Source organism: Phenylobacterium immobile (ATCC 35973) (genome assembly GCF_001375595.1).
Classification (GTDB): domain Bacteria; phylum Pseudomonadota; class Alphaproteobacteria; order Caulobacterales; family Caulobacteraceae; genus Phenylobacterium; species Phenylobacterium immobile.
Genome location: NZ_CVJQ01000001.1, coordinates 1161729 through 1185022, shown reverse-complemented (window position 1 = coordinate 1185022; position 23294 = coordinate 1161729). Strand labels below are relative to the sequence as shown.

General features: G+C 68.8%; 21 protein-coding genes. 9 read left to right on the top strand and 12 right to left on the bottom strand.

Features of this window, described 5'->3' with window-relative positions:
• The first annotated feature begins 81 nt into the window (after positions 1 to 81).
• Positions 82 to 1020 (top strand): IS481 family transposase, encoded by a 939-nt coding sequence (locus BN1313_RS05840; protein WP_091734875.1) that lies wholly within the window; start codon positions 82 to 84, stop codon positions 1018 to 1020.
• Here BN1313_RS05840 and BN1313_RS05835 read toward each other — a convergent pair.
• From BN1313_RS05835 to BN1313_RS05820, 4 genes are all read right to left on the bottom strand, one after another.
• Positions 976 to 1569, bottom strand: coding sequence for a ferritin-like domain-containing protein (locus tag BN1313_RS05835; RefSeq protein ID WP_091737699.1), 594 nt, complete (start codon positions 1567 to 1569; stop codon positions 976 to 978). The two genes, BN1313_RS05840 and BN1313_RS05835, sit on opposite strands and share 45 nt — an antisense overlap.
• A complete protein-coding gene (locus tag BN1313_RS05830; RefSeq protein ID WP_091737696.1) occupies positions 1566 to 4895 on the bottom strand; it encodes a TRCF domain-containing protein in 3330 nt (1109 codons plus the stop codon). The genes BN1313_RS05835 and BN1313_RS05830 overlap by 4 nt, the downstream gene beginning before the upstream one ends.
• Positions 4896 to 4981: 86 nt before the next feature.
• Positions 4982 to 5845 carry a DUF1206 domain-containing protein gene (locus BN1313_RS05825; protein ID WP_176695914.1) on the bottom strand — a complete coding sequence of 288 codons (864 nt, stop codon included), beginning with the start codon at positions 5843 to 5845 and terminating at the stop codon, positions 4982 to 4984.
• Between the two features lie 10 nt (positions 5846 to 5855).
• Complete coding sequence (locus BN1313_RS05820) at positions 5856 to 7067, bottom strand: DUF2252 family protein (RefSeq protein WP_342666760.1); 1212 nt, start codon at positions 7065 to 7067, stop codon at positions 5856 to 5858.
• Between the two features lie 190 nt (positions 7068 to 7257).
• Here BN1313_RS05820 and BN1313_RS05815 point away from each other — a divergent pair, with 190 nt between their 5' ends.
• Genes BN1313_RS05815 through BN1313_RS05805 form a run of 3 tightly spaced genes read left to right on the top strand, consistent with a single transcriptional unit; the run spans position 7258 to position 9067 of the window.
• Positions 7258 to 7782 carry a GlcG/HbpS family heme-binding protein gene (locus tag BN1313_RS05815; protein ID WP_091737687.1) on the top strand — a complete coding sequence of 175 codons (525 nt, stop codon included), beginning with the start codon at positions 7258 to 7260 and terminating at the stop codon, positions 7780 to 7782.
• A 50-nt stretch (positions 7783 to 7832) separates the two neighbouring features.
• Positions 7833 to 8663, top strand: coding sequence for a TIGR02587 family membrane protein (locus tag BN1313_RS05810; RefSeq protein WP_091737684.1), 831 nt, complete (start codon positions 7833 to 7835; stop codon positions 8661 to 8663).
• 2 nt (positions 8664 to 8665) lie between these two features.
• Positions 8666 to 9067: a hypothetical protein gene (locus BN1313_RS05805; RefSeq protein WP_091737681.1), complete on the top strand. Its 402-nt coding sequence runs from the start codon at positions 8666 to 8668 to the stop codon at positions 9065 to 9067.
• On the opposite strand, the gene tcuC is transcribed toward BN1313_RS05805, so the two are convergent.
• The 5 genes from tcuC to BN1313_RS05780 all read right to left on the bottom strand — a co-directional run bounded on the left by tcuC (position 9064) and on the right by BN1313_RS05780 (position 14253).
• Positions 9064 to 10341 carry an MFS transporter gene (tcuC, locus tag BN1313_RS05800; protein WP_218054321.1) on the bottom strand — a complete coding sequence of 426 codons (1278 nt, stop codon included), beginning with the start codon at positions 10339 to 10341 and terminating at the stop codon, positions 9064 to 9066. The genes BN1313_RS05805 and tcuC overlap by 4 nt on opposite strands.
• Before the next feature lie 144 nt (positions 10342 to 10485).
• On the bottom strand, positions 10486 to 11868 hold the full coding sequence (locus tag BN1313_RS05795; protein ID WP_091737675.1) for an aromatic ring-hydroxylating oxygenase subunit alpha: 1383 nt from the start codon (positions 11866 to 11868) through the stop codon (positions 10486 to 10488).
• 38 nt (positions 11869 to 11906) lie between these two features.
• Entirely contained in the window at positions 11907 to 12632 is a 726-nt protein-coding gene (locus BN1313_RS05790; protein WP_218054320.1) for a GntR family transcriptional regulator, read from the bottom strand.
• 229 nt (positions 12633 to 12861) lie between these two features.
• Entirely contained in the window at positions 12862 to 13461 is a 600-nt protein-coding gene (locus tag BN1313_RS05785) for a nitroreductase family protein (protein ID WP_218054319.1), read from the bottom strand.
• Positions 13462 to 13509: 48 nt separating this feature from the next.
• A complete protein-coding gene (locus BN1313_RS05780) occupies positions 13510 to 14253 on the bottom strand; it encodes a transporter substrate-binding domain-containing protein (protein ID WP_218054318.1) in 744 nt (247 codons plus the stop codon).
• A gap of 72 nt (positions 14254 to 14325) precedes the next feature.
• On the opposite strand from BN1313_RS05780, the gene BN1313_RS05775 reads away from it, so the two are divergent.
• Positions 14326 to 15087: a sulfite exporter TauE/SafE family protein gene (locus BN1313_RS05775; protein WP_218054317.1), complete on the top strand. Its 762-nt coding sequence runs from the start codon at positions 14326 to 14328 to the stop codon at positions 15085 to 15087.
• 118 nt (positions 15088 to 15205) lie between these two features.
• Here BN1313_RS05775 and BN1313_RS05770 read toward each other — a convergent pair whose 3' ends face one another.
• Complete coding sequence (locus BN1313_RS05770; protein WP_091737672.1) at positions 15206 to 16633, bottom strand: M20 family metallopeptidase; 1428 nt, start codon at positions 16631 to 16633, stop codon at positions 15206 to 15208.
• A gap of 81 nt (positions 16634 to 16714) precedes the next feature.
• Positions 16715 to 17515, bottom strand: a complete 801-nt coding sequence (locus tag BN1313_RS05765) for an SDR family NAD(P)-dependent oxidoreductase (RefSeq protein WP_091737669.1) — start codon at positions 17513 to 17515, stop codon at positions 16715 to 16717.
• Positions 17516 to 17668: 153 nt separating this feature from the next.
• Here BN1313_RS05765 and BN1313_RS05760 point away from each other — a divergent pair, with 153 nt between their 5' ends.
• Positions 17669 to 18658: an aldo/keto reductase gene (locus BN1313_RS05760; RefSeq protein ID WP_091737666.1), complete on the top strand. Its 990-nt coding sequence runs from the start codon at positions 17669 to 17671 to the stop codon at positions 18656 to 18658.
• On the opposite strand, the gene BN1313_RS05755 is transcribed toward BN1313_RS05760, so the two are convergent.
• Complete coding sequence (locus BN1313_RS05755; protein WP_091737663.1) at positions 18655 to 19866, bottom strand: multidrug effflux MFS transporter; 1212 nt, start codon at positions 19864 to 19866, stop codon at positions 18655 to 18657. The two genes, BN1313_RS05760 and BN1313_RS05755, sit on opposite strands and share 4 nt — an antisense overlap.
• A gap of 392 nt (positions 19867 to 20258) precedes the next feature.
• Here BN1313_RS05755 and BN1313_RS05750 point away from each other — a divergent pair, with 392 nt between their 5' ends.
• The 3 genes from BN1313_RS05750 to BN1313_RS05740 all read left to right on the top strand — a co-directional run bounded on the left by BN1313_RS05750 (position 20259) and on the right by BN1313_RS05740 (position 23279).
• Entirely contained in the window at positions 20259 to 21005 is a 747-nt protein-coding gene (locus BN1313_RS05750) for a response regulator (RefSeq protein ID WP_091737660.1), read from the top strand.
• Between the two features lie 45 nt (positions 21006 to 21050).
• Entirely contained in the window at positions 21051 to 22379 is a 1329-nt protein-coding gene (locus BN1313_RS05745) for an ATP-binding protein (RefSeq protein ID WP_091737657.1), read from the top strand.
• A gap of 192 nt (positions 22380 to 22571) precedes the next feature.
• Positions 22572 to 23279 (top strand): carbonic anhydrase, encoded by a 708-nt coding sequence (locus BN1313_RS05740; protein ID WP_245620108.1) that lies wholly within the window; start codon positions 22572 to 22574, stop codon positions 23277 to 23279.
• Positions 23280 to 23294: the final 15 nt, after the last annotated feature.

Genomic DNA, 23294 nt, shown 5'->3' with positions numbered 1-23294 from the left:
AAGCTATGAAGGTTGTTCACCCGGGACAGGGCTGAGAGGCTGGGGTTGCAAAGCTCCAACTCCTAACCCGGAAGGTCCCGGATGAACGTCCACCAGAATGCCCGTCTGACGCCTGGGGGTCGAGCGCTGCTGGCGCGGCGCGTGTCGCAAGGCTGGACGGCGAAGGCGGCGGCGGAGGCGGCAGGGGTGTCGCTGCGGACAGCGCGCAAATGGATCGCCCGGCATCGTCGCGGCGGCGAGCGAAGGCATCACGACCGCAGCTCGGCGCCGCGACGATGTCCGCGCAAGGTGGCTGCGGCTCGTGTGGCTGAGATCGAGCAACTGCGGCGTCAGCGGATGACCGGTCCGGCGATCGCCCGGACGCTGGGCATGGCCCGCTCGACGGTGGGGGCTATCCTGCGCCGGCAGGGGCTGGGCAAGCTGGCCGCGCTCGATCCGAAGCCGCCGGTGATCCGCTACGAGCACAGCCGACCGGGCGCGATGATCCATCTGGATATCAAGAAGCTCGGCCGCTTCGACGTCGCCGGCCACCGCGTCACCGGCGACCGCCAGCTCGGCCGCTCGCGCCGCGCTGGCTGGGACTTCCTGCACGTCTGCGTCGATGACGCTTCGCGCCTGGCCTACACCGAGATCCTGTCTTCGGAAGGCCAACTCGACACCACCGGCTTCCTCGAACGCGCCCTGGCCTGGCTCGGCCGTTGCGGCGTCCGCGTCGAGCGGGTGATGACCGACAACGGCTCGGCCTACCGTTCCAAGCTCTTCGCCAACGCCCTGCAGGCCGCCGGCGCCCGCCACGTCCGCACCCGGCCGTACACGCCCAGGACCAACGGCAAGGCCGAGCGCTTCATCCAGACCAGCCTCAGGGAGTGGGCCTACGCCAAGCCCTACAGCTCATCGGCTGAACGCGCCCAAGCCATCGGACCCTGGATCGACGCCTACAACCTCAGCCGACCTCACGCCGGCATCGGCGGACTCTCACCCTGGACAAGGGTGAACAACCTTCTTGGAAACGACACCTAGTCCGCCGGGATCGATCAGCGCGTGCTCGCCGAGCTCCGCGGACAACCGCGTGAACCCTTCGGCGAGGGCGTCGTAAAGCTCGCCGATGGTCGCGTAGTCGATGGCGGAGGGCGTCAACGGCCGGCCGGGAACCTCGCGCCCGGCGTCCGCGCTCGCAAATCCCGGCGCATCCGAAACCCGCGCCGAGACAGGGCGCTCGAGGAAGATGAAATGCTCCAGGGTTTCCGCGTCAAACGGCGTCAGGCGCACGACCACGCCCGCCGGATGGTAGCCCGGCGCGACCGGCAGGTTCGGCCGGTCGAAATGCGTCGCGCCGCCCACCGCGAGCAGCAGATTGTTGACGCAGGCCAGGTGGGTCATCTCCTCCAGCGCCACCGACAGGATGAGCTTGCGCCAGCGCTCCACCGCCTCGCCCTGCGCCTCGCTCAAGCCCTCTTCGCCCGCACGTTTCAGGCTGAAGACGGCATAGAGATAGGAGCACAGCAGGTTGTGCTCGACCTCCGCGGCCTCTGTCAGGACGTGGATCAGCTGTTCGCGGGTATCGATCATCGTGAGGCCCTGGCCACGGCGGTCAGCAACTGCTCGACCGTTCCGATCAAGTCATTCCCCGCGACGGCGGGCGCGAGCAGACGCTCGCCGTCGATGTCGGCGCCAGCGAAGGGCTTGGCGCGTCGCAGAGCGTCGAGGTCATGGTCCGGCGTCAGGGACAGGGCGATGCCCTTGGGGCCCGCTGACACCCGCCGGACATTGGCCGTCCGCGCCAGCCGTTGCAGTCGGGCGAGACCCAGCAGCGCGGCGGCCTCGGCCGGCAACGGTCCGAACCGATCGGCCAGTTCCTCCTCGAAGGCGTCGATCGCCTCGACGGATTCCAGCCGGGCGAGACGCGAATAGACGGTGATCCGGATCGCCGGATCGGGGACATAGGCGCTAGGGATACAACCGGCGTCCCCCAGGTTCAGGGTCGGCGTCCAGTCCGCCTCGACAACCTCGCCGCGCGCAGCGCGCAGCGCCTGATGGAGCGCGCGCTGATACAGGGCCGCGCCGATCATCTGCATATGGCCCGCCTGCTCGTCGCCGACGAGATCGCCCGCACCGCGCAGGTCCAGATCGCGCGCGCTGATCGCCAGGCCCGACCCCAGCCGATCGAAGGCCTCCAGGGTCGAAAGCCTCGCCCGCGTCGCCTCCGACAGATCCTCCTTGGGATCGGACAGCAGATAGGCCACGCCCTGGGTGCGGCCGCGGCCGACGCGGCCGCGCAGCTGGTGCAGCTGCGACAGGCCGAACCGGTCCGGCCGCCAGACCAGCATGGTGTTCGCCCGCGGCACATCCAGGCCGCTTTCAATGATGTTGGTCGCCAGCAGCACATCGCCGTCGCCGTCGGCGAACCCCACCATGGCCTGGTCGACCGCCTCCGGCGTCAGGTCGCCATGGGCGATGCGGATCGCGAGCTCCGGCGCAAGGCCGCCCAGCCGCTCGGCCAGAGGCCGGATGTCTTCGATCCGAGGAACGACGACGAAACTCTGCCCCCCGCGCCGCTTCTCCCGCAGCAGCGCCGTGCGCACGGTCGCGGCGTCGAACGGCGCCAGGAAGGTGCGGATCGGCCGCCGGCGCGCCGGCGGGCTCGCGATGACGCTTACCTCCTGCAGGCCCACCATGGCCGCCTGCAAGGTGCGTGGGATCGGCGTGGCGGTCAGCGTCAGCAGGTGGCCGCCCCGCGCCATGTCGCGCAGCTGCGCCTTGATCGCGGCGCCGAACTTCTGCTCCTCGTCGATGATCATCAGGCCGAGGTCCGGAAACGCCGCGCCATTCGCGATGGCGTGCGTGCCGATGACGATGTCCACCTCGCGCGCAGCGAGGTCCGCCTTGACCGCCCTGGCTTCACCTGGGCTCACCAACCGCGAGAGTTGGGCGATCCGCAGGCCCGTGCCGGCGAACCGGCGCTCGAAGGTCTGCAGATGCTGCCGGGCCAAAACCGTGGTCGGCGCGACCACCGCCACCTGATGGCCCGCCAGGGCCACGGCCGCCGCAGCGCGCAACGCCACCTCGGTCTTGCCGAACCCCACATCGCCGCAGATCAGCCGGTCCATCGGTCGGCCGCGCGCCAGGTCCTCCAGGACCGCCGCGATGGCGGCGGCTTGGTCGGGAGTCTCCGGATAGGCGAAGCGGGCGGCGAACTTGGCGTAGGCGGCCTTAGGCGGGACGATCGCCGGGCATTCGGCGGCCTCCCGCGCCTTGGCCATCTCGACGAGCGTCCGGGCCGTCTCGTCGATGTGCCGGCTCACCTCGGCGCGGCGCTTGATCCAGCCGTCGCCCTTCAGGCGATCCAGCGTCACAGCCGCCTCTTCCGCCCCATAGCGCCAGATCCGGCCGATCTCCTCGATCGGGGCGAGGACATGGGCGCCGCCATAGTATTCGAGTTTGAGCACCTCGCGTTCGACGCCGGCCACCTCCACCGGCTCAAGGGCGCGCAGCACCCCCACTCCATGGTCCTCGTGGATGACCACATCGCCCAGCCGCAGCTCGGGCTCGACGAACAGCGACGGGTCGTTGGCGGCGCTCCGTTCCGCCAGCCTGCCGCCCAGGACGTCGCTGGCCGCCAAGACCACCAGCTTCTCGCTGGCGTCCGTGAAGCCCGCGTCCAGGTCCAGGACGGCCGCGACAACGCCGCCCGGCGGCGTGTCCAGGGCAGCTCGCCAGCTCTCCACCCGGACAGGGTCGAGCTCCAGGCCCCGCACCAGCGCCCGGCCCATGGCCCGTAGCTCGTGGCGCAGGCCCGTCAGCACGACCCGGTCGCCCGCGGCGCGATGGCGCTCCACCAGATCGCAAAAGGCGCGGCCCGGATTGCGCGAGGCGGCTACCTGCGGCGCGGGCTCCAGCTCGGCGCGGTCGAGCGACAGCGGGCGCCAGGCCTTCAAGCCCGCCTGCAAATCCTGCCCATGGATGTAGAGCGCCGAGGGCGCGGCGGGCGTCGCGCCGACGCTCAGCGTCTTCTGCGCCTCAAAGGCCTCAAGAAGCTGCTCTTCAAAGCGTTGCAGTCGATCATCCGCCAGGTCGTCGCGCGACAGGCTGGCGTCCGACGCCAGGTCGAAGAGGCTCGGCAAGGCGCCGTAATGCTGGGCCAGGCCGTGTTCCGCGCCAGGCTCACGCGCCGGGTGCGGCGCGCTTGCGTCGAAGATCAGCTCGGAGGCCGGACCCAGGCTGAAGCCATCGAGTTCGCCCACCGAACGCTGGGTCAGCGGGTCATAAACACGGATCTCCGTGATCCGGCCGTCGGCGTCGGTCACGATACGCAACGGCCGGGCGCTATCGCCCGGAAAGATATCGACGACCTCCCCCAGGATCGCGATTTCCCCGGGCTCGTCTATGCGATCGTCGGCCACATAGCCGGTCGCCTCAGCGAAGGCGGCGAGGGCCTCCCGATCGAGCCGTCGTCCGCGTTCCAGCGTGAAGCGCCCGGCCGCAAGCGCGCTCACCGGCGGCAAGCGCTGGCTGAGCGCTTCAGGAGAAGCGATAACCGCACGCGGCGTCTCGGGCTTCGTCTCCAGAACCTCCAGCACCCGCATGCGGCGCGCCATGACATCGCGCGAAGGCGATGCGCGGTCATAGGGCAGGCAATCCCAGGGCGGCACGATCACCACCTGCGCGTCCGGCGCAAAGGCGGTCAGCGCGCGGCCGATCTCGTCGGCGCGGCGTTCGCTCGAGGCCAGATGGACGAAGGTCGCGGGCTTCGCGGCGGCCAGATGGTTCGCCAGGGTCGCGGCGACGGCCGCCGCCGGCGTCTGCCGGACACGCTCGATCTGCGGAGAGGCCGCCGGACCCGGGGTCAACCGATCCGCGCCCGCCTCGTCGGCCTGCGCCTTTGCCTGATGGCTCACTTGAAATCCTCGAACTGCCCGACCACCCAACGGCGAGCCCGGGCAGCTGTTCCGGCCGCCCACGTCCGCGGCTCATCGGTTTCGATTCAACAGCCGATCCTGCGGAACGCCGCCTTCAGGAAATTGAAGGCGCCGAAGGCGACGAGGCCCAGCGCCGTCGCGCCCAGGATCCAACGCCCGAAAGGTTGGTCCTTGAGAACCTCCAGCGCCGCGCCCAGTCCGCCCGCCTCGGCTGAGCGCGCATGCCAGCCCGCCATCATGGTCACCACGCCCACCAGCAACATGGCGAAGCCCCGGCCGGCGTAGCCGAAGCGCGCCGTCCGATTGGCCCAGCGCGCTGTGACGCCGCGGCACTCCAGGTCGGCCGCAAAGCGACCGCCCGGCGCGCGAACCATGTCGGCCAGGCCCACGACGGCGACGACGAGGCCGACCCCGATCACCATCAGATCGCCCAGGGGTTGCGCCAGGGCCTGCTCTACGAACGCCCGCGTGGAGGCCTGGTCGTCGACTTCGCGAAGGTCTTCAATCGCGTCCAGCAGGCCAAACACCGAGATCGCCAGGGCGACGTGGGTCAGGCCGCCGAACGCCTTGCCCGCGCGTGCGGCCCATGCGGAAAGGCTCGTTCCCAGGCGGTCTGCGTCGAAGATCGCCTGCAAGGCGCGCCAGCCGGCGAAGGCGTACAGGCCCAGGCCGATCACCCACAGCAGCGCAACGCCAGGCGGCCATTCGCCCCACGCCTCCAGCGCGCCCACGACGCCGACGGCGCGAGGCGTGAGGCCCAGCGCCGCCAGGAGCGCGATGGCGCCGATGCTGACATAGACCGCGCCGCGCGCGACATAGCCGAGACGCGCGCCAACCTCGACTACAGTCGCCAGCGGGCGCACCCAATGCGGAAAGGCGTCCGCCAGGGGCAAACGTCTGACAAAGCGACGGACGCCGACTCCGCTCATGCGGATCTCCTCACGCCACAGCGCGCAGGTCGGCCAAGGCATAGGCGCGGCAGTGCTCCAGATAGGCGCGCTCATGGATGCCAAGGAGCTCGACCACGCCGGACCATAGCCAGCCCGGCGCATCCAGCTGGGTGCTGCGCGCCCGCTGCAGATCGGCGTTCCAGGCGTTGCGCGCCGCCTGGTCCATCTGCCGGCCATGCGCCTTGCCAACGACGCTGGCCAGGTATTCGGCCAGTTCGACAGCCTGGGCCTCGGTCAGGCGATTGACCTCCAGTTTCAGGTCTTGCGGCATCAGTTCGCGCAGAACGACGGGGCGGCCCAGCACACGGCCGGGCATCATGCGCTGACCGAGATTAGGCGAAAGCGCCTTGGCGCCGGCCAGGACCCGCTGGGCGTGATCCTGCGGCATGGGCGCGTCAGGCGCGCGCGGCGCGGCGGCGAAGACCGCCTCCTTGACGTCCACGAGGCTGTAGGTCGCCCGCTTGCCCTCGCCGATCCGCAGCATGGCGGCGTAGCGCAGCCGGCCGAGCGAGCTGCAGCCCTTCAGCCAATACGCCGCGTCGACAAGGGCGATGGGATCGTCGCGATCGCGCGCCGACAGGCCGGCGAGAAGCGCGCGCAGCTCCGGCTCCTGGATCATCTCCGACAGGGCCGAACGCTCCGCATCCGTCAGAGGCCAGAAGTTCTTCCCCAGGGGCACCACCGGCTCGACCGTCGCCAGGCGTTCGGCCGCCAGGTGCCGCCACCGGCGACGCACCGATTGATCCAGCAGGGCGCCGATGCTCTTGGGCCGCAGGTCATGTTCGGCCTGACGATCAAAATCGCCCAGGATCGCGGCTTCGTAGCCGGCGGTCAGGCGTTCCAGAATACGCGCGGTCACCACGCCGGGCAGGTCCGATCCGCGCGCCGCGGAAGCCAGCGACAGGCCCAGCCGGATCAGGTCGTGGGCCGGATTGCCGATGACGGTCTGGTCGAGATCACGGATCTGCACGGCGACCCGGCCCTTGCTGTCCGCGAGAGGACCCAGGTTGCCCAGATGACAATCGCCGCAGATCCAGACGGGCGGACCTTCCGGCACGTTCGCCGGGCTGGCGGCCAGCCACTCGTAAAGGCGCGCGGTGCTGCCCCGCACGTAGGCGTGCGCCGAGCGCGCCATCTTCAGGTTCTGAACTTCACGCAGCCGCGTCGCACGCTGTTCGGGAGGAATCATCAAAGGGCCCACGGGGCCTGAGCGCCCCAGCGTTCGAGCGTGCGGCGAAACCAGTGGTTCCAAACGGTCCGCCAGAACCGGCTGAGCCTCCCGCAGCAGCGTATGCTCCGATCAGAAGCGCCGCGCCGGCGATCAATCGGTCCTTGCGACGAGACGCGGAGGGCTGGAAGGTCCCCGCCCACCCCCGCTTGAGGCCCACGTAATGTCTGTCCGCCAAATTTCAGCCGTCGCAGCCGCCGTCTGGTTATCGACATTCGGCGCCCATGCCCAGCCCCTCGACTTGCCGCCCGCCGCGCCGCCTGCGCCAGGACCTGCCCTCGTCCTCGCCGTGGAGGCCGCCCAGACCGCCGTGCGCGTCTGCGAGACCAACGGCCACAAGGTCAGCGTCGCTGTCATCGACCAGGCCGGCGTCGTGAAGGCGATCCTGTCGGGGGACGGCGCATCGGCCAGGAGCGTCATCGTCGCCCAGCGCAAGGCCGCCACCACCTTGGCCTTCGCGCGGCCCACCGCCGCGGTCGTTGAGGCGGCTAAGACCGATCCGGCGATCGCCGAGCGGCTCGCCGCCAATCCGGCCTTCTTCGCCCGCGCCGGCGCCCAGCCCCTGATGAGCAAAGGCGTGCTGATCGGCGCGATCGGCGTCAGCGGCGCGCCCGGCGGTGAAAAGGACGATGTCTGCGGCCTGGCCGCCGTCGCCCAGATTCAGCCGCGTATGGATTCCGGAACCTAGGCCCAAGCGGCGCCGTTGGCCCAACGCAATCCGTTGGGAGAACGATAGTCATGAGCCGTGCGAACGCGCCCGCGAGGCAGGGCCCGCAGGAGGAAGCCTATCTGCGCGGCCTGGGCCGTGCGGCCGCCGGCGCCCTGGTCTTCAGCTTCCCCCTGCTCATGACCATGGAGATGTGGTCGCTGGGCTTCCACATGGATCGGCTGCGTTTGGGACTGTTTCTCCTGGCCAGCGCGGCCGTTGTCTTCGGGCTCAGCCGCTTCGCAGGCTTCCGGGACACCACCGACCTGGCCGACGACGCCCTGGACGCCTTGGCGGCCCTCTTCGTCGGCTTCGTCGTATCCGCCGCCCTTCTGGGTTTGCTCGGCCTGCTCACACCACAAACCGCCCCGCGTGAGGCGATCGGCATGATCGCGGTCCAGGCCGCGCCCGCCAGCATCGGGGCCATGCTGGCCAACAAGCAGCTTCAAAAGCAATCGACCCAGAGACCCAAGGAGGATCGCGCCGGCTATCCGGGACAGCTGTTCCTGATGGCCGCGGGCGCGCTGTTCCTGGCCTTCAACGTCGCGCCCACCGAGGAGATGATCCTCATCAGCTTCCGTATGACTCCATGGCACGGTCTCGCGCTGATCGCGGTGTCGCTCGCAACGCTGCACGGCCTGGTGTTCGCCGCGGGCTTCGCCGGCCAGGAAGAGCATGAAAGCCAGGTCCATGCCTTCGCCCACTACACCTTGGCGGGCTACGGCATCGCCTTGCTGATCAGCGTCTACATCCTGTGGACCTTCGGCCGGCTGGACGGCGGCCTCAGCGACACCATGCGCGCCGTTGTCGTCTTGAGCTTTCCGGCCGCCATCGGCGCGGCCCTCGCCCGGCTGGTGGTCTGACCATGGCCGCGCGCAAGCCTCCGCCCAGTCTGGCGCAGCGGACCTCGGTCGCCGAATGGGCCGCCGCCGCCGCCGGCCTTGTCCTGACGATCCTCGTGGTCGGCTACACCCTGTGGGAAGGGTTGAGCGAACGGGAAGGTCCGCCCCGGCTCAGCGCCGTCGCCGAGCAGGCGGTCCAGGCGGGACAGACCTATGTGCTCCCTGTCGTTGTCCGGAACGCAGGTCCGGCGACCGCCGCCGACGTCGAGGTGCTGGCCGTGCTTGCACGGCCAGGCCTTGCGCCGGAAGAACGGCGCGCGACCTTCGCCTATGTGCCGGGCAATGGCGAAGCGCGCGGCGGGCTTGTCTTCGAACAGGACCCGACCGGCGCCGTGCTCACCGTCCAGGGTTTCGCCGATCCCTAGGTCTCGACGGCTCGGCCACGCCCGCGGAAGCTGAGCGCCGACAGCAACGCCAGGAGGGCCGCGAAGGACAACCAGGCGCCGGGAATGGCGCGATCGCCGGTGACGTGGATCAGATAGGTGCTGATCGCCGGGGTGAAGCCGCCGAACAGCGCCGTCGCCAGGCTGTAGGCCAGGGCGAAGCCCGCGGTGCGAACGTGGGCCGGCATGATCTCGGTCAGGAAAACGATCATGGCCCCATTGTAGGTGGCGTAGACCAGGGCGAAGAAGATCTGCACCGTCATCAGCCGGCCGAAGGACGGGTCCCCGACCAGCCAGCTCATCATCGGATAGGCGCTGAAAAGGCCAATGAGCGCCGCACCGACCAGGAGCGGCTTGCGGCCGACCCGGTCGGAAATCGCGCCGGCGATCGGCAGCATGATGAAGTTGGTCAGGCCGACGAAAAATGTCACCAGAAAGCCGTCTGCCGCACTGAGCTTCAGCACCTTGGCGCCATAGGTCGGGGTGTAGGCGGTGATGGCGTAGAAGAAGACGGTGGTCATCACCGCGATCATCATCCCGCGCAAAACCAGGCTGTAGTTCGCCGCGACGGTGCGGAACACCTCGTGCAGATGCGGCCGCTCGGTGCGCGCCAGGAAGGCCGGCGTCTCCTCCAGCCGACGGCGGATGAACAGCAGGAACGGCACGAGCAGACAGCCGATGATGAAGGGGATGCGCCAGCCCCAGGCCGCCATCTCGTCGGGGCTGAAACGGCTATTGAGAAACAGGCCGACACCCGCCGCGAACAGCACCGCTAGTTGCTGGCTGGCCGACTGCCAGGCGACGTAAAAGCCCTTGCGCCCCGGCGTGGCGATTTCGGACAGGTAGACGGAGACCCCGCCCACCTCGACGCCGGCCGACAGGCCCTGAATGAGGCGGCCCAACAGGATCAACAGCGGCGCGGCGACGCCGATCTGGGCGTAGCCGGGGGTCGCCGCGATCGTCATCGTGCCCAGCGCCATCAGCGCCAGCGTCAGGATCAATCCCTTTCGTCGGCCATGCTTGTCCACCCAGGCGCCCAGCACGATGGCGCCCACCGGGCGCATCAGGAACCCCGCCCCGAACGTCATCAGGGTCAACATCAGGCCGTTGAAGTCGCTGCCCGACGGGAAAAAGGCCTTGGCGATCGCCGGCGCGTAATAGCCGAAGACCATGAAGTCATACATCTCGAGGAAGTTGCCGCTCGAGACGATGGCCACCGACCGGACCTGCTTCATCCGGCTAGGCGATGTGTTCACGCGCGTTCCCCCCGTCCCGCGACCGGTCCCAGCGCCATGCGCCGCGGACTCGATGGAAGGCCGGCAGTTTAACGCCGAACGGGGGACGCGCCAGAGGATGAGAAGAGCGGCGGGCGCGAGCGGCGCCCGCCGACGACGGCGCGACTAAGGTCGGCTATCGGCCGCTGGCCGCACGCTGTGGTTCTCCTTCAGCGCCGCCCAACTCTCCGCATCCATCCACTCCGCCCACGCCCGATAGGTCCAGAGCTGGGCGTGCTCGTTGATCAGGGTGTCGATGTAGCTGGTGTCCGACGCCTGCTGCACCGCGTGTTGCCCCAGGCCCATGGCGAAGTTCAACGGATAGCGCTGCGCGACCACGCCGCGCATGGCCCGCGTCGACTGGTCCCAGTTCTCGCCGTCGTCTTGCTCCAGCATGCCAGCCGGGCCGAACACGTGGTTGGCGCCGTGAATGATCTCCTCGCGGCGCTCCTCGGTGGCTTCCTTGGGCACGAAGGTGAACCACCAGATCTCGCATTGGCCCGGGCCCCTGGGCAGACGCAGCGACAGCTGGTGATTGGTCATCCAAAGGTTGGGGAAGATGTTCGGGTGGCCGGCCGTATCGGCCCCGACCTCGCCCAGGGCTTCCTTGGCGGCGGGCGTCTCGCGGAATTCGTCGTTGATCAGGCCGCCGATCTTGCCGCGCAGCTGCTGGCGCGCGTCACGCGCCTCCTGCGTCAGCCGCGGCCCGCCGATGGCGTGACCATAGGCCCCCATGACGACCCGGTGAGGCCGCTGGGCGCCGCCGCCGCCAGCGATGCCGGCCTTGGCCGCAAGTTCCCGCTCCTCGTCGGTCAGCCGGCTCTGCTGGCGGCGGAAGTCCGCCATGTTGGCCGAGGCGTGGCTGATCTGCGGGTGATACCAATCGAACAGGTTGTCGACGGCCAGCTTCCAGTTGCAGCCGATCAGGTTCTTCTGGACTCCATCGACCGCGACCAGCGCCTCGCCCTTGTGGGCCAGGAGGTCCAGGCCCATGCGGCCGACTTCCCCGAGGTATTCCTCAAGGTCCGGGGCTTCCGGATCCATGGTGGCGAAGACGAAACCCTTGTAGCTGGCCACCTTGCCGGCCTTCACCAGGCCCCATTGGCTCTTGTCCAACTGCTCGTGGTAGAAATCCTTGTAGCCGGGAACGCCGATCAGCTGGCCGTCGAGGCCATAGGTCCAGCCGTGGTAGGTGCAGAGGAACGAGCGCGCATTGCCGCTCTCGGCCCGGCAGACCGCGTTGCCGCGGTGGCGGCAGCTGTTCAGCAGGACCTGCAGCTCGCCCTTCTTGTCGCGAGTCGCGATGACGCTCTCTTCGCCGATGAAGCTCAGGAAGAAATCGCCGGCCTTCGGGATCTGGCTCTCGTGGCACATGAAGTTCCACGCGCGGGCGAAGATCCGCTCCAGCTCCAGCTCATAGATGTCCTGGTCGGCGAAGATCGAGCGATCGACCACGCCCTTTTCCACATCGACCATGGTCCGGAACGGACCTCTGTTTTCATAGAGCATGGGGCGTCCTCCTTATGGGTTTTGAACAAGAGCCTTCATCAGGATGCGCGCTGCGCGGGTGCGATCTGCGGTCCAGCGTGGTCAGCGATGTAGCGGTCGAGCGCGCTCGCGGCGTTCAGCATGTGGGCGCGCATGCGCCGGGCGGCCAGTTCGCCGTCGCCCTCGGCGATCGCCTGCATGACCTGATCGTGCTCTTCCCAGGAACGATCCATCCGTCCGGCCTGGCGAAGCTGCGTGCGGCGAAAGGCGTTCAGACGTGTGCGGGTCGCCAGCGCCTGTTCTTCCAGGAAACGGTTATGCGTCGCGCGATAGAGTGCGGCGTGGAAGTCGCGGTTGAAGGCGTCGTAGGCGTCCAGGTCGCCGCTGGAGACCGCCCCGGCGGACTCCTCGTGCAGTTGCATCAGGCGGCTGCGCTCCAGCGGCGTGATCCGGTGCGCCGCCAGCCGGGCGCACATGGCCTCGATCTCGGCCATGGCCTCGAACATGTCCATGATCGCCTCTGGCGTCATCTGGGTGACGACGGCGCCCCGCCGCGGGCGGATTTCGACGAACCCACCCACAGCCAGCTGCCGTAGCGCCTCGCGCACCGGGGTGCGTGACGCCCCGAAGCGGTCAGCCAGTTGCTGCTCATCCAACTGCGAACCGGCGGGCAACCCACCGCTGGCGATCTCGTCAGTCAGGGCGTTGCGGATGCGATCGGACAGCAGCCCGCGGCCTTCGCCGTCTTCTGCAAATTCAAAGGAAATCACGTCAGCTTCGCTCAAGCGCTTTCCTCCTGAATGCACGGATCGACCAATGGCCACTCTTGTACGCGAATGGTCCTAAAATTCCGCTCTGAGTATGCACAAGGCTGGGAATGACTCAAGGGCGAGCGCAAGAGCGCACCCTATGGGCGCGCGCGCATACGGCCTTGGCCGCTTGCGGGAAAAGGGCGCGCGCAGCGTCGGATCAGCGACCTCTCGGCTCTGTCTGATCCGCCGATCAGCGTTCCGGCTAGCCGCCGAGCTTTCCTTCGAACACAAAGTCGCTCACGGGCTTGCGGCCACTCGGCGTTTCGCGGGCGCGCAGGTCCTCGGGCAACAGGTCCGGGCCGCCCGGCCGGCCGGCGGCGATGGCCAGCAGGACCTGGAAGCGGGACTGATCGACGCCGCAGGCGATGGCGGCCTTGTTCCGATCGAACCCGCCCATGCCATGAGCAGCCAGACCCAGGTGATGCGCCTGCAGGGCGAGGTAGCCCCATGCGGCGCCGGTGTCGAAAGCCGAGGTGGGGTTGTCGACCAGCTCGCCGTTAGGTCGGGCGCGCTTAAGATCGGAGATGGCGAAGATCAGGACGGCGGCGTGTTTGGCCCAGATCTGGTTGCTGTCGACCAGCGCATCCAGCGCGCCGTCCCACGCCGGCGCGCCGCGGCGTGCGTAGACGAAACGCCAGGGTTGGCCGTTGCCGGCCGAGGGCGCCCAGCGTGCGGCTTCGAACAGCGACATCAGCGCATCCTCGCTGATCGCCTCGTCGAGGAAGGCGCGCGGCGACCAGCGCTCCAGGAAGAACGGCGCGATATCATGGTGGGCTGCGCGGCTGTTCAGCTGGATCGGCACGTTGTCTTCCTTCTGGCGGAGCGCGTTATCTAGGCTGCAGGGAGCCTTTCAGGAAGGTGCGGCGTCGGCGACCGTCGCGCTGCCTTGCCCATGTCGGTCCAGGGCCCCCCGGATAAAGCCGCTGCGCTTCTGCGCCTCCAGGAAATCAGCGACGTAGGTTGCTGCGGTCTCACGCCCTTGCGGCACGGCCATGCCCTGTTCCACCCGGCTGAACCGATCAGCCAGCACCCGATAGCCGGGATGGGCGTTTGCGGCGTCATCCAGAGCCTGGCGGATACCCGCCGCCGCCTCCAGCCCGTCGGCCATGAACTGGTCGATCGCCGCCGCCGAGGTCGCCGCGCGAACGAGCGTCGCCGCCTGAAGCCGCCGGGTCAGCGCCAGATCATAGGCCGCGCCCTTGCCCACCGCGATCCGGACGCCAGGGACGTCCAAGGCGTCGGCCGCTTGGAATGGCGCGTCCTGTCGGACCAGATAGGTGGCGTCAATATAGACGTAAGGCGCCGTGAAGCGGACCAGGGCCGCCCGCTCCGGCTCGGCCGCCAGGAAGGCGATGTCCCAGCGATCCCTAAGCAAGCCAGGGATCACGGCACCGGCCGTCGGATAGGCGATCAGTTCCAATGGGAGACCGAGCTGGGCGGCCAGCGCCCTGGCCAGATCCACTGTAACACCAGAGGGGCCCTCCTGCGGATCGTCATGGGCCAGCACCACATTGCCCAGGTTGATCGCCGCGCGCAGCACCCCGCCCGGGGCCAGCTCTGCGATGATAGCGGCGTTCGAAGAGATCATCAGCATCCTCGCAAACTCGATATATAGGACGCAAAGAAGGCCGACAGCGCAGCTTCGCGCCAGCATAGAGTATCGCCCATGCCCATCGATCACGCCGCCGTTTTGCAGATGGGACTGTTGTTCGCCGCAGCCCTCTGGGCCGGCGCCCAGAACCAGCTGGCCGGCGGCGGCTCGTTCCTGACCCTGCCCGCCCTGATGCTGACCGGCATGGACGCGCGGGCCGCCAATATCACGTCGACGGTCGCTCTGTTTCCAGGTCAGCTGACCGGAGGCTGGTATGCGCGCAAGCTGGCCACCGGCACGCCCAGCCTATCCCTGCGCGCCCTTGTGCTGATCAGCCTGGTCGGCGGCGCCGCTGGCGCGGTCCTATTGCTGGTGACGCCCAGCAGCTTCTTCGCCCGCCTCGTGCCTTGGCTGGTGCTGTTCGCCACCGCCGCCTTCGCCTGGGGCAGCTTCGGCCGCAAGCCCGCCACCGGCGAGAGCCGCCTTAGCCCCCTGCTCGCCGGCTTCCTGCAATTTCTGATCGCCATCTATGGCGGCTATTTCGGCGGCGGCATCGGTTTCCTGATGCTGGCCGCCCTGACGCTCAGCGGCCTGGCGATGCGCGCCGCCGGCGCCACCAAGAACCTGCTGGCGGGCGCCATGAACCTGACCGCGGTGGCCATCTTCCTGTTCTCCGGCCAGGTTCACTGGCTGCCCGCGGCGATCGCCTGCGCCGGCGCGATGCTGGGCAGCCTGGTCGGCGCCCACATGCTTCACCGGGTCAACGAGAAGGCGCTTCGGGTCTGCGTGGTCCTGATCGGCGTCGCCCTCACCATCGGCCTCTTTCTCCGGGCGTGAAATCCGACACCGGTAGGCCGATAATCCTGTACGAAATCAGCTTATTAACTCAGAGCAAGGTTAGCCGTCGGCGACAGCTCGCAAATTGATCTTTGCACGCTAGCTCCCCAGCAAACACTTACGTGACCGCGCTGGCCTGCGCGCCGTGCGCCTCCATGATCAGGGCGGCGCAGGCGGTGACCCGCTTGCCTGTGGGAATGTGCAGGAATTCATTCGGCCCGTGGGCGTTCGATCTGGGACCGAGCACGCCGGTGATCAGAAACTGCGCCGCCGGGAACTTGTCGCCGAGCATGCCCATGTACGGGATCGTTCCGCCCTCGCCCATCATCATCGCCGGGCGGCCGAACGCCGTCTCGGACGCCGACTGCACCGCCGCTTCCAGCCAGGGCGCCAGCGCTGGCGCGTTCCAGCCGGATCCCGCCTGGTCGCCGCTCCATTGCACGGACGCGCCCTGCGGCGGATCGGCGGTCAGGGTCTCGCCGATAATCGCCTGGGCGGCCTGCGGGTCGGCCGTCGGCGGCAACCGAAGGCTGAGCTTGAGCACCGTTGTCGGACGCAGCACGTTTCCGGCCTGCACTGGGTCCGGCAGGCCGCCAGCCCCCACCACCGCCAGCTGCGGCCGCCAGGTGCGGTTCAGCACCAGCTCCGCGCCGTCCAGCGTCGCCGGCCGCGTCTGGCCGCTGAAGGGGAACTTGCGCCAGACTTCCTCGCCCAGCGCCTCGGCCGCGAGCCCGGCCTGACGCCGCCGCTCCGGCGGGATCTGCACATTCAGCTTCGGCAGGCGGACCTCGCCCGTCGCCTCGTCTTCCAGCCGTCCCACCAGCGCCCGCGCCAGGCGGAAGCTGTCCGGCACGATGCCCGAGGCGTCGCCGGAATGGACGCCCTCATCCAGCACCTGCACGGTCAACAGGCCCCCGGCCAGGCCGCGCAGGGACGTCGTCAACCATAGCTGGTCATAGTTGCCGCAGCCGCTGTCGAGGCAGACCACCAGCGACGGCTCGCCCAGCCGCGCCGTCAGATGATCGACGTAGTACGGCAGGTCGTAGCTGCCGCTTTCCTCGCACGCCTCGATCAGGACCACAGCGCGGGCCCGCTTCACCCCCTGCCGTTGCAGGGCGAGCAGCGCCGTGACGCTGGCGTAGATCGCATAGCCGTCGTCGGCCCCGCCGCGACCATAGAGCTTGTCGTCCTTGAGCACCGGGATCCACGGTCCCAGGCCCTCGGCCCAGCCGGTCATTTCCGGCTGTTTGTCCAGGTGGCCATAGAGCAGGATCGTGTCGTCGATCTCGCCCGGGGCCTCGATCAGGATGGTCGGCGTGCGGCCCTCCAGGCGGACGACCTCGATGGTCGCCCCCGGCAATTCGGCCAACTTGCCTTGCGCCCAGCGCACCATGTGATCGACGGCGCGGTCGATGTGGCCGTTCTCCGCCCATTGCGGATCGAAGTGCGGGGATTTCGCCGGGATCGCGATGTAGTCGGTCAGTTCGCCGACGATCTCCTCGTCCCAGACGGTCTCGACAAACTGGCGAAGGGCGTCGACGTCCACGCAGAGCCTCCTATGTAGCCCAGGCAACAGACCCGTGGCGGTCCCTCGCGTCAACCACGGGAATGAGGCGGCGCGAGGTCGCTAGTAGAAGATTGGACCGCGCACGCCGCCCCCGCAGGCGATGGCGTCGCCATTGATCGCCACGCTGCGCGGCGACGCCAGGAACGTCACGATGTCGGCGACTTCCGAGGCTTCCACGAGGCGCCCAATGGTCGTGTTGGCGGCGATCCGCTGTTCAGCGGCGGCGGCGTCTGCGCCGATCAGCGCCGACAGGCGCTCGACCGTCTCCGCCGTGCGCTCCGTCCGCGTCGGGCCCGGATAGACCACCGTCACATTGATCCCCGACGGACCAAGCTCGTCAGCGAGGTTCTTGGTGAGCGCGGTGACCGCGGCGTTGCGCACCGAGCCGATGGTCGAACCGGTGCTCCGCGCCGCGAGCCCGCTGATGTTGATGATCCGGCCCCAGCCGCCCGCCGCCATGTGCGGCGCGGCCTCCCGGGCGGTCCGCAGATAGCCCAGCACCTTGACGTTCACATCGTCCCAGAAAAGCTCATTCGTGATCTCGCTGAGCTTGGGGGGTGGCGCATGGCCGCCGGGCTTGGCCGCAGCGTTGACCAGGATGTCCAGACCGCCCAGTTCGCCAACCGTTGCGGCCACCAGCGCCTGTACGGAGGCGTCGTCAGCCGTATCCACCGGAAACCCCGCGACCTTGCCGCCGGTCGCGGCGCGCAGACCTTGCACCGCCTCGTCCAGGACCGCCTGTCCACGCGCGGCGATGACCACCTGCGCGCCCTCCGCCAACAGCTGCCGCGCGATCGCCAGGCCGATGCCCTTGCTGCCGCCCGTCACCAGGGCGCGCTTGCCGGTCAGCTGCAGATCCATCTCGAAAACCTCCGACGCCCCATGGCGGAGGGCGATGTGGTCCCCCTGGCGTCTCACCGACAATCGAAGAATATTGTCCGAGCCGGCGCCTTCGCTGATGAAGGTCGCGAAGGTCTACTGTAGCGTCCCCGGCTCTCAACGGGGGAAAACAACATGAAATACGCACCACTGGGCAAAACCGGGGTGAAGGTGTCGACGCTGGCGCTGGGCACGGCGACCTTCGGCGTCGCGCCGCTCGCCGCCGACTGCGATCGTCTGGTCCACGCCGCCCTGGACTACGGGATCAACTACTTCGACTGCGCCAACACCTACGGCGACCGCGCGTCCTTCGACCGTCCGGGCGCGCCGCCCTACACTGAACGCGAATCCGCCGAGGAGATTCTCGGCCGCGCGCTCAAGGGCCGCCGCAACGACGTCTTCATCTCTTCGAAGGTGCAAGAGCAGGCCGGAACCGGCCCGAACGATCGGGGCCTGTCGCGCTACCACATCTTCAACCAGGTCGAGCGCAGCCTGAAGCGCCTGGGCACCGACCACATCGACCTCTACTACGCCCACCACCCAGACCCCGAGACGCCGATCGAGCAGACCCTGCGCGCCTTTGACGATCTCGTGCGCCAGGGCAAGGTCCGCTACATCGCGCTCTCCACCTACAGCGGCGTCCAGATGATGGAGGCCTTGTGGACCGCCGATAAGCTCGGCCTCGACAGCCCCGTCGCCAACCAGGTGTCATACAATATTCAGCAGCGCCTGGCGGAGCGCGAGATCAGCCAGATCTGCCTCAAGCACGGCCTGTCGCTGACCGTCTTCAGCCCGCTCGCCGGCGGCCTCTTCACGCCCGCGGTCGATGAGGTGCGCACCCACACCGGCAACGCCCGCTGGGGCTTCGGCTCAGGCTTCAGCGAAGCTCAGCTGGGCTACGCCAAGGCCTTGAAGGACATCTCTGAAGAGGTTGGCCAGCCGCGTACGCACCTGGCGCTGGCTTGGCTGCTTCGCCGCCCGGCCGTCGCCTCGGCGATCATCGGCCCGGAAAGCCTCGCCGAACTGGAGGCCAACATCGCCGCCGCCGATCTCGAGCTCTCGCCCGAGACCCTGGCTGCGATCGACGCCATCTACACCGCGCCGCCCGCCCAGGGCTGGTTCTAGGCGGGCGACCGCGCGCGCTTCGGCGGCGCGAGAACCCACAGGGAAACGGCGGCGCCTACGGTGACCACCAGGGTCACCAGGGCCATCGGCCGCGCCGTGCCATCGTGCAGCGCCCCCGACACCGCCGATCCCACGGCGCCGGCGGCGAAGGAGGAGAAGCCCATCAGCGCTGACGTCGATCCCGCCCGTCGCGGGTCGACGCTCAGGGCGCCGGCCATGCTGTTGCCCTGCATGAAGCTGTAGGATCCCTGGAGCAGGAACAGCAGGCCGATGAGGCTCCACGGCGCGGCGACTTCGGTCACCGCGACCACCACCATCAGGATCGCGATGAGCACGGCCACACAGCTGGCGCCGCGCAGGATGTGATCCGGCCCGAACCGGCGCAGCAGGATCCGATTGAAATAGTTGCCGCCCAGCAGGGCCATGCCGATGAAGATGAACACCCCGCCGTATTGCGCCGGCGTCATGTGATAGGTGTTGATCAACAGGTCCGGCGACGTGGCGATGAAGGTGAACAGGCCCGCCCCGTTCAGGGCTCCGGCCAGCACATAGCCCGCCACCCGCCGCTCCCGCAGCAGCATCAGATAGGCGCGCACCGGACCTTCTGTCTTCGAGTGCGCCGTGGTCTCAGCCGATCGTGTCTCCTTCAAGGTCATCACGGTGGCGAGCAGGACGACCAGGCCGGCGACTCCCATGAAGATGAAGTCGAGCGTCCAGCCGCCCAGACCCAGCAACAGGCCACCGAGCATCGGGGCGAACACCGGGGCGAGCCCCGTGAGCAACGCCATCAGGCTCAGCATCCGCGCGGTCTCCACGTGGCCGAACTGATCGCGCACGATGGCGCGGCCGATCACGCCGCCCGCACACGCGCCTAGCGCCTGAACGAAGCGGCTCGCGATCATCATTTCAGGGCTGGTCGCGAAGATGCAGGCGAAGGACGCAGCGACGTACAGCACCCCGCCGAGCAGGAGCGGGCCGCGGCGGCCCAACCGATCCGAAGCCGGACCGTAGAACAGCTGGCCCACCCCCATGCCGAGCAGGAAGGCCGACACCGTCGCCTGCGCCTGGCCCATGGACGCCGACAGCGCCGTGGCGATGCTCGGCAGCGCCGGCAGGCAGATCGCGATGGACAGCGGGCCAAGCACCGTCATGGCCGCAAGCAGGACCACCATGCCCCACGGCGTCGCCCGTTCCTCGTTCGCCACCATCAACCACTCCCCCCGAACGAGTCGGTCTCGCGCCAACCCTTGCCGGCGCACCTTAGGCCGCCGCCGCCGCCGGACCCAAGACGCGAGGCCTGCCATATTTCCTGCGCAAGGCCCCAAATCTGCGGGCGCGGACGTCGCGTCCGGCGTACCCGGCCCGAGCCGGCCGCCGTTTTTGACATACCGCAACAGTTTGTTGTTCAGACTCGTTTTGTAATGTTTCAGCCGCAAACGAGACGCTTATTGCGGTGCAACCTCGCCTACGAGGCCCCGCAGGACGCATTTCGTGTGGAAAATGATTGAAACGCCGCTTTCACAGCGCAGCCACGCGACCTACGTGGACGCGTGATGCAAGACCAGTTCCTCCGCCCGTCCGCGCCCGTCGGTCGCCCCTCATGTTGAGCAACGGCGTCTTGTCGGATCTGCAGGATCGCCCGCCAGAAATTCTCATCGTCGAGGATGACCCTGGCCTGCGCGTCCTGCTGACCCGCACCCTGCGGGAGAACGGCTTTCGCGCCACCGCGGCGCCGGCCGCGCCGGACATGTGGCGGGCGATGAAGGAGCAGCCCTTCGACCTGGTGCTGCTCGACATCATGCTCCCCGGCGCCAATGGCCTGGACCTGTGCCGCACGATCCGCCGCAACAGCGCCGTGCCGATCATCATCGTCAGCGCCCGCGGCGACGAGATGGACCGCATTCTCGGTCTTGAGCTGGGCGCCGACGATTACATTCCCAAGCCGTTCTCGAACAAGGAGCTGCTGGCCCGCGTCCGCGCGGTCCTGCGGCGCACCACCAACGGGCCGATCGAGCACGCCGTCGCGCGCGAAGCCCTGCAGTTCGCCGGCTGGACGGTGGACCTGCGCCGCCGGGCCCTGACCTCGCCGGAAGGCGCCGAAGTCGAGCTGTCCGGCGCCGAGTACGACCTGCTGATCAGCTTCCTGGAGAATCCGCAGCGGATCATCGGCCGTGAGCGCCTGCTGGAGCTGTCGCGGACCCGGCTGGCCGAGGCCTCCGACCGCTCGATCGACGTCCTGGTCAGCCGCCTGCGCCGCAAGCTTTCCGACCAGGCCGGCGGCCGGGCCCTGATCCGCACGGTCCGCGGCGCCGGCTATATGTTCTCGGCCAAGGTGGAGCGGGCTTGACGCGCCCAGGTCCAGGCGCGCCACTGATCGGATGCTACTGACGCCATGCACGTGACGCTCTGGCCCAAGGGCCTTGTCGGCCGCGTCACCGCCGTCATCCTCGCCGCCGTGCTGCTGCAGTTCGTCGGCAGCATCCTTCTGCAGGATCAACTGGGGCGCTACACCCTGCGCGCCGACCACGCGCGGCGGGTCGCGGAACTGCTGGTGGTGGGGGAACGCCTGCTCGCCGACGCCGAGCCTGATCGGCGCGCCGACGTGCTGAACACCCTGACCACCGAGCACCTCACCGCGGTCCTGCGCGACACCCCGCCGATCATCAAGTCACAGGACGATCCGGTGTTCGCCCGCCTGCGCACCCAGATCATCGCCTGGGAGCCGTCCCTGGCGGACAACGCCCTGCGGCTCGGCTCCGCCCCGGGCCGCCAGGGCCGCGCCGATCTGGTCGGCGCCATGTCGCTCAGCGACGGCAAGTGGCTCGAATTCCGCTCGCGCGATCTGTTTGGCCACTGGCCGCAACTCTACCGCACCATCGGCAGCGCCGCGATCCTCACCCTCGGCGTCCTGGCCGCGGCCGGCATGCTCGTCCGCACCCTGGCTGCGCCCCTGCGCAATCTCGCCAACGCCGCCGACCGGGTGGGCCACGGCGCGCCGGTGACCGTGCTCGAGGAAGGCCCAGGCGACCTGCGCCGCGTCGCCAAGGCGTTCAACGCCATGCAGGCGCGGATCGGCCGGTTGATCGCCGACCGCACCGAGGCGCTGGCCGCCGTCGGCCATGACCTGCGCACCCCGCTCAGCCGAATGCGCCTTCGGGCCGGCCTGATCCCGGATCCCGACGCGCGCGAGGCGATGGAAGGCGATATCGCCGAGATGGACGCCCTGCTCGCCTCGATCTTCGCCTACATGTCCGGCGACACCGACGGCGCCCCGCCCCGCAAGATCGACCTGGCGGCGCTGATCTCGACGCTGGTCGACGCCAACGCCGATGTGGGCCGGCCCGTGCGCTTCGAGGGCCTGGAGCGACTGTTCATCGTCGCGCGCCCCCTGCCCTTGAAGCGCGCCCTCAGTAACCTCGTCGAGAACGGGCTCAAGTACGGCCAGTCCGTGCAGGTGCGGCTGGAGCAGACCGCGACCCACGCGCGCATCCTCGTCGAGGATGACGGCCCTGGCGTGCCGGAGGACAAGCTGCTCGCCGTGACGGCCCCCTTCTACCGCCTTGACGAAGCCCGCGCCCGCGATGGCTCTGGCATGGGGCTGGGCTTGGCGATCGTCGTCCAGGCCGTCGAGCGCGAGAACGGGGAGTTCCGCCTCAGCAATCGTCCCGAAGGCGGCCTGCGGGCCGAGATCCTCCTGCCCCTGGGCCCCCGCGACACCTGAACGCAGCGGCGGTGAAGACCCGCCGGGCCCTCACAGTTTGTCACGCTGAGGACGCGGTGCAGCAAATTGCACCGCCCATCTTCATTGACGACGCCGCCGGCTCGCGCCGTGCGCCCCCCGCATACCGACCTCCTCCAGAGCGTCTGCGGGCCGGTGGCGTCGCCCTGGCCTCTGGTCGATGGAGAGTATCGCGTGGACGAATTTTTCGGCCGGATGTCCCGGTTCCAAGGTCAGGTCTTCCCCGCCAAGCAGGCGCTCTACGAACAACTGGCCAAGGACGGGCAGAGCCCCAAGGCGCTGATGATCTCCTGCGCCGACAGCCGGGTTGTCCCGGAGATGATCATGCAGGCTGAGCCGGGCGAGTTGTTCGTCTGCCGCAACGCCGGCAACATCGTTCCGCCCTTCAGCCAGGCCAACGGCGGGGTCTCCTCCGCCGTCGAATACGCCGTCGTGGCGCTGGGCGTGCGCGACATCATCGTCTGCGGCCACTCCGACTGCGGGGCCATGAAGGCCTTCTCCAACCCTGAAGCCCTGGAGAAGATGCCCAACGTCGCCGCCTGGCTGCGCCACGCCCACGCCGCACACAGCGTCGTCTGCAACGCCTATCCGCAGCCGATGAGCGACCACGACCACACCCACGCCCTGGCGCTGGAGAATGTCGTCGCCCAGATCAACCACCTGCGCACCCATCCCTCCGTCGCCGCCGCCCTCGCCCAGGGCGACCTCAGGCTGCACGGCTGGTTCTTCGAAATCGAAGCCGGCGAAATCCTCGCCCTCGACGGCGAGACCGGCGCGTTCAGTCCTGTCCGCGAAGGCGCCGACCTGCCCTTCGCCGTCGGTCCGACCCAGCGCCGCGCTTACGACCAGTTTCCCGCGGCCCAGGCCATGGCGGCCGAGTAACCGCCCGCCCCGGAC

Bases quoted from the DNA above. Each gene is read 5' to 3' on its own strand.
- BN1313_RS05840 (WP_091734875.1), top strand. From the start codon at position 82: ATGAACGTCCACCAGAATGCCCGTCTGACGCCTGGGGGTCGAGCGCTG.
- BN1313_RS05835 (WP_091737699.1), bottom strand. From the start codon at position 1,569: ATGATCGATACCCGCGAACAGCTGATCCACGTCCTGACAGAGGCCGCG.
- BN1313_RS05825 (WP_176695914.1), bottom strand. From the start codon at position 5,845: ATGAGCGGAGTCGGCGTCCGTCGCTTTGTCAGACGTTTGCCCCTGGCG.
- BN1313_RS05815 (WP_091737687.1), top strand. From the start codon at position 7,258: ATGTCTGTCCGCCAAATTTCAGCCGTCGCAGCCGCCGTCTGGTTATCG.
- BN1313_RS05810 (WP_091737684.1), top strand. From the start codon at position 7,833: ATGAGCCGTGCGAACGCGCCCGCGAGGCAGGGCCCGCAGGAGGAAGCC.
- BN1313_RS05805 (WP_091737681.1), top strand. From the start codon at position 8,666: ATGGCCGCGCGCAAGCCTCCGCCCAGTCTGGCGCAGCGGACCTCGGTC.
- BN1313_RS05795 (WP_091737675.1), bottom strand. From the start codon at position 11,868: ATGCTCTATGAAAACAGAGGTCCGTTCCGGACCATGGTCGATGTGGAA.
- BN1313_RS05780 (WP_218054318.1), bottom strand. From the start codon at position 14,253: ATGCTGATGATCTCTTCGAACGCCGCTATCATCGCAGAGCTGGCCCCG.
- BN1313_RS05775 (WP_218054317.1), top strand. From the start codon at position 14,326: ATGCCCATCGATCACGCCGCCGTTTTGCAGATGGGACTGTTGTTCGCC.
- BN1313_RS05765 (WP_091737669.1), bottom strand. From the start codon at position 17,515: ATGGATCTGCAGCTGACCGGCAAGCGCGCCCTGGTGACGGGCGGCAGC.
- BN1313_RS05760 (WP_091737666.1), top strand. From the start codon at position 17,669: ATGAAATACGCACCACTGGGCAAAACCGGGGTGAAGGTGTCGACGCTG.
- BN1313_RS05755 (WP_091737663.1), bottom strand. From the start codon at position 19,866: ATGGTGGCGAACGAGGAACGGGCGACGCCGTGGGGCATGGTGGTCCTG.
- BN1313_RS05750 (WP_091737660.1), top strand. From the start codon at position 20,259: ATGTTGAGCAACGGCGTCTTGTCGGATCTGCAGGATCGCCCGCCAGAA.
- BN1313_RS05745 (WP_091737657.1), top strand. From the start codon at position 21,051: ATGCACGTGACGCTCTGGCCCAAGGGCCTTGTCGGCCGCGTCACCGCC.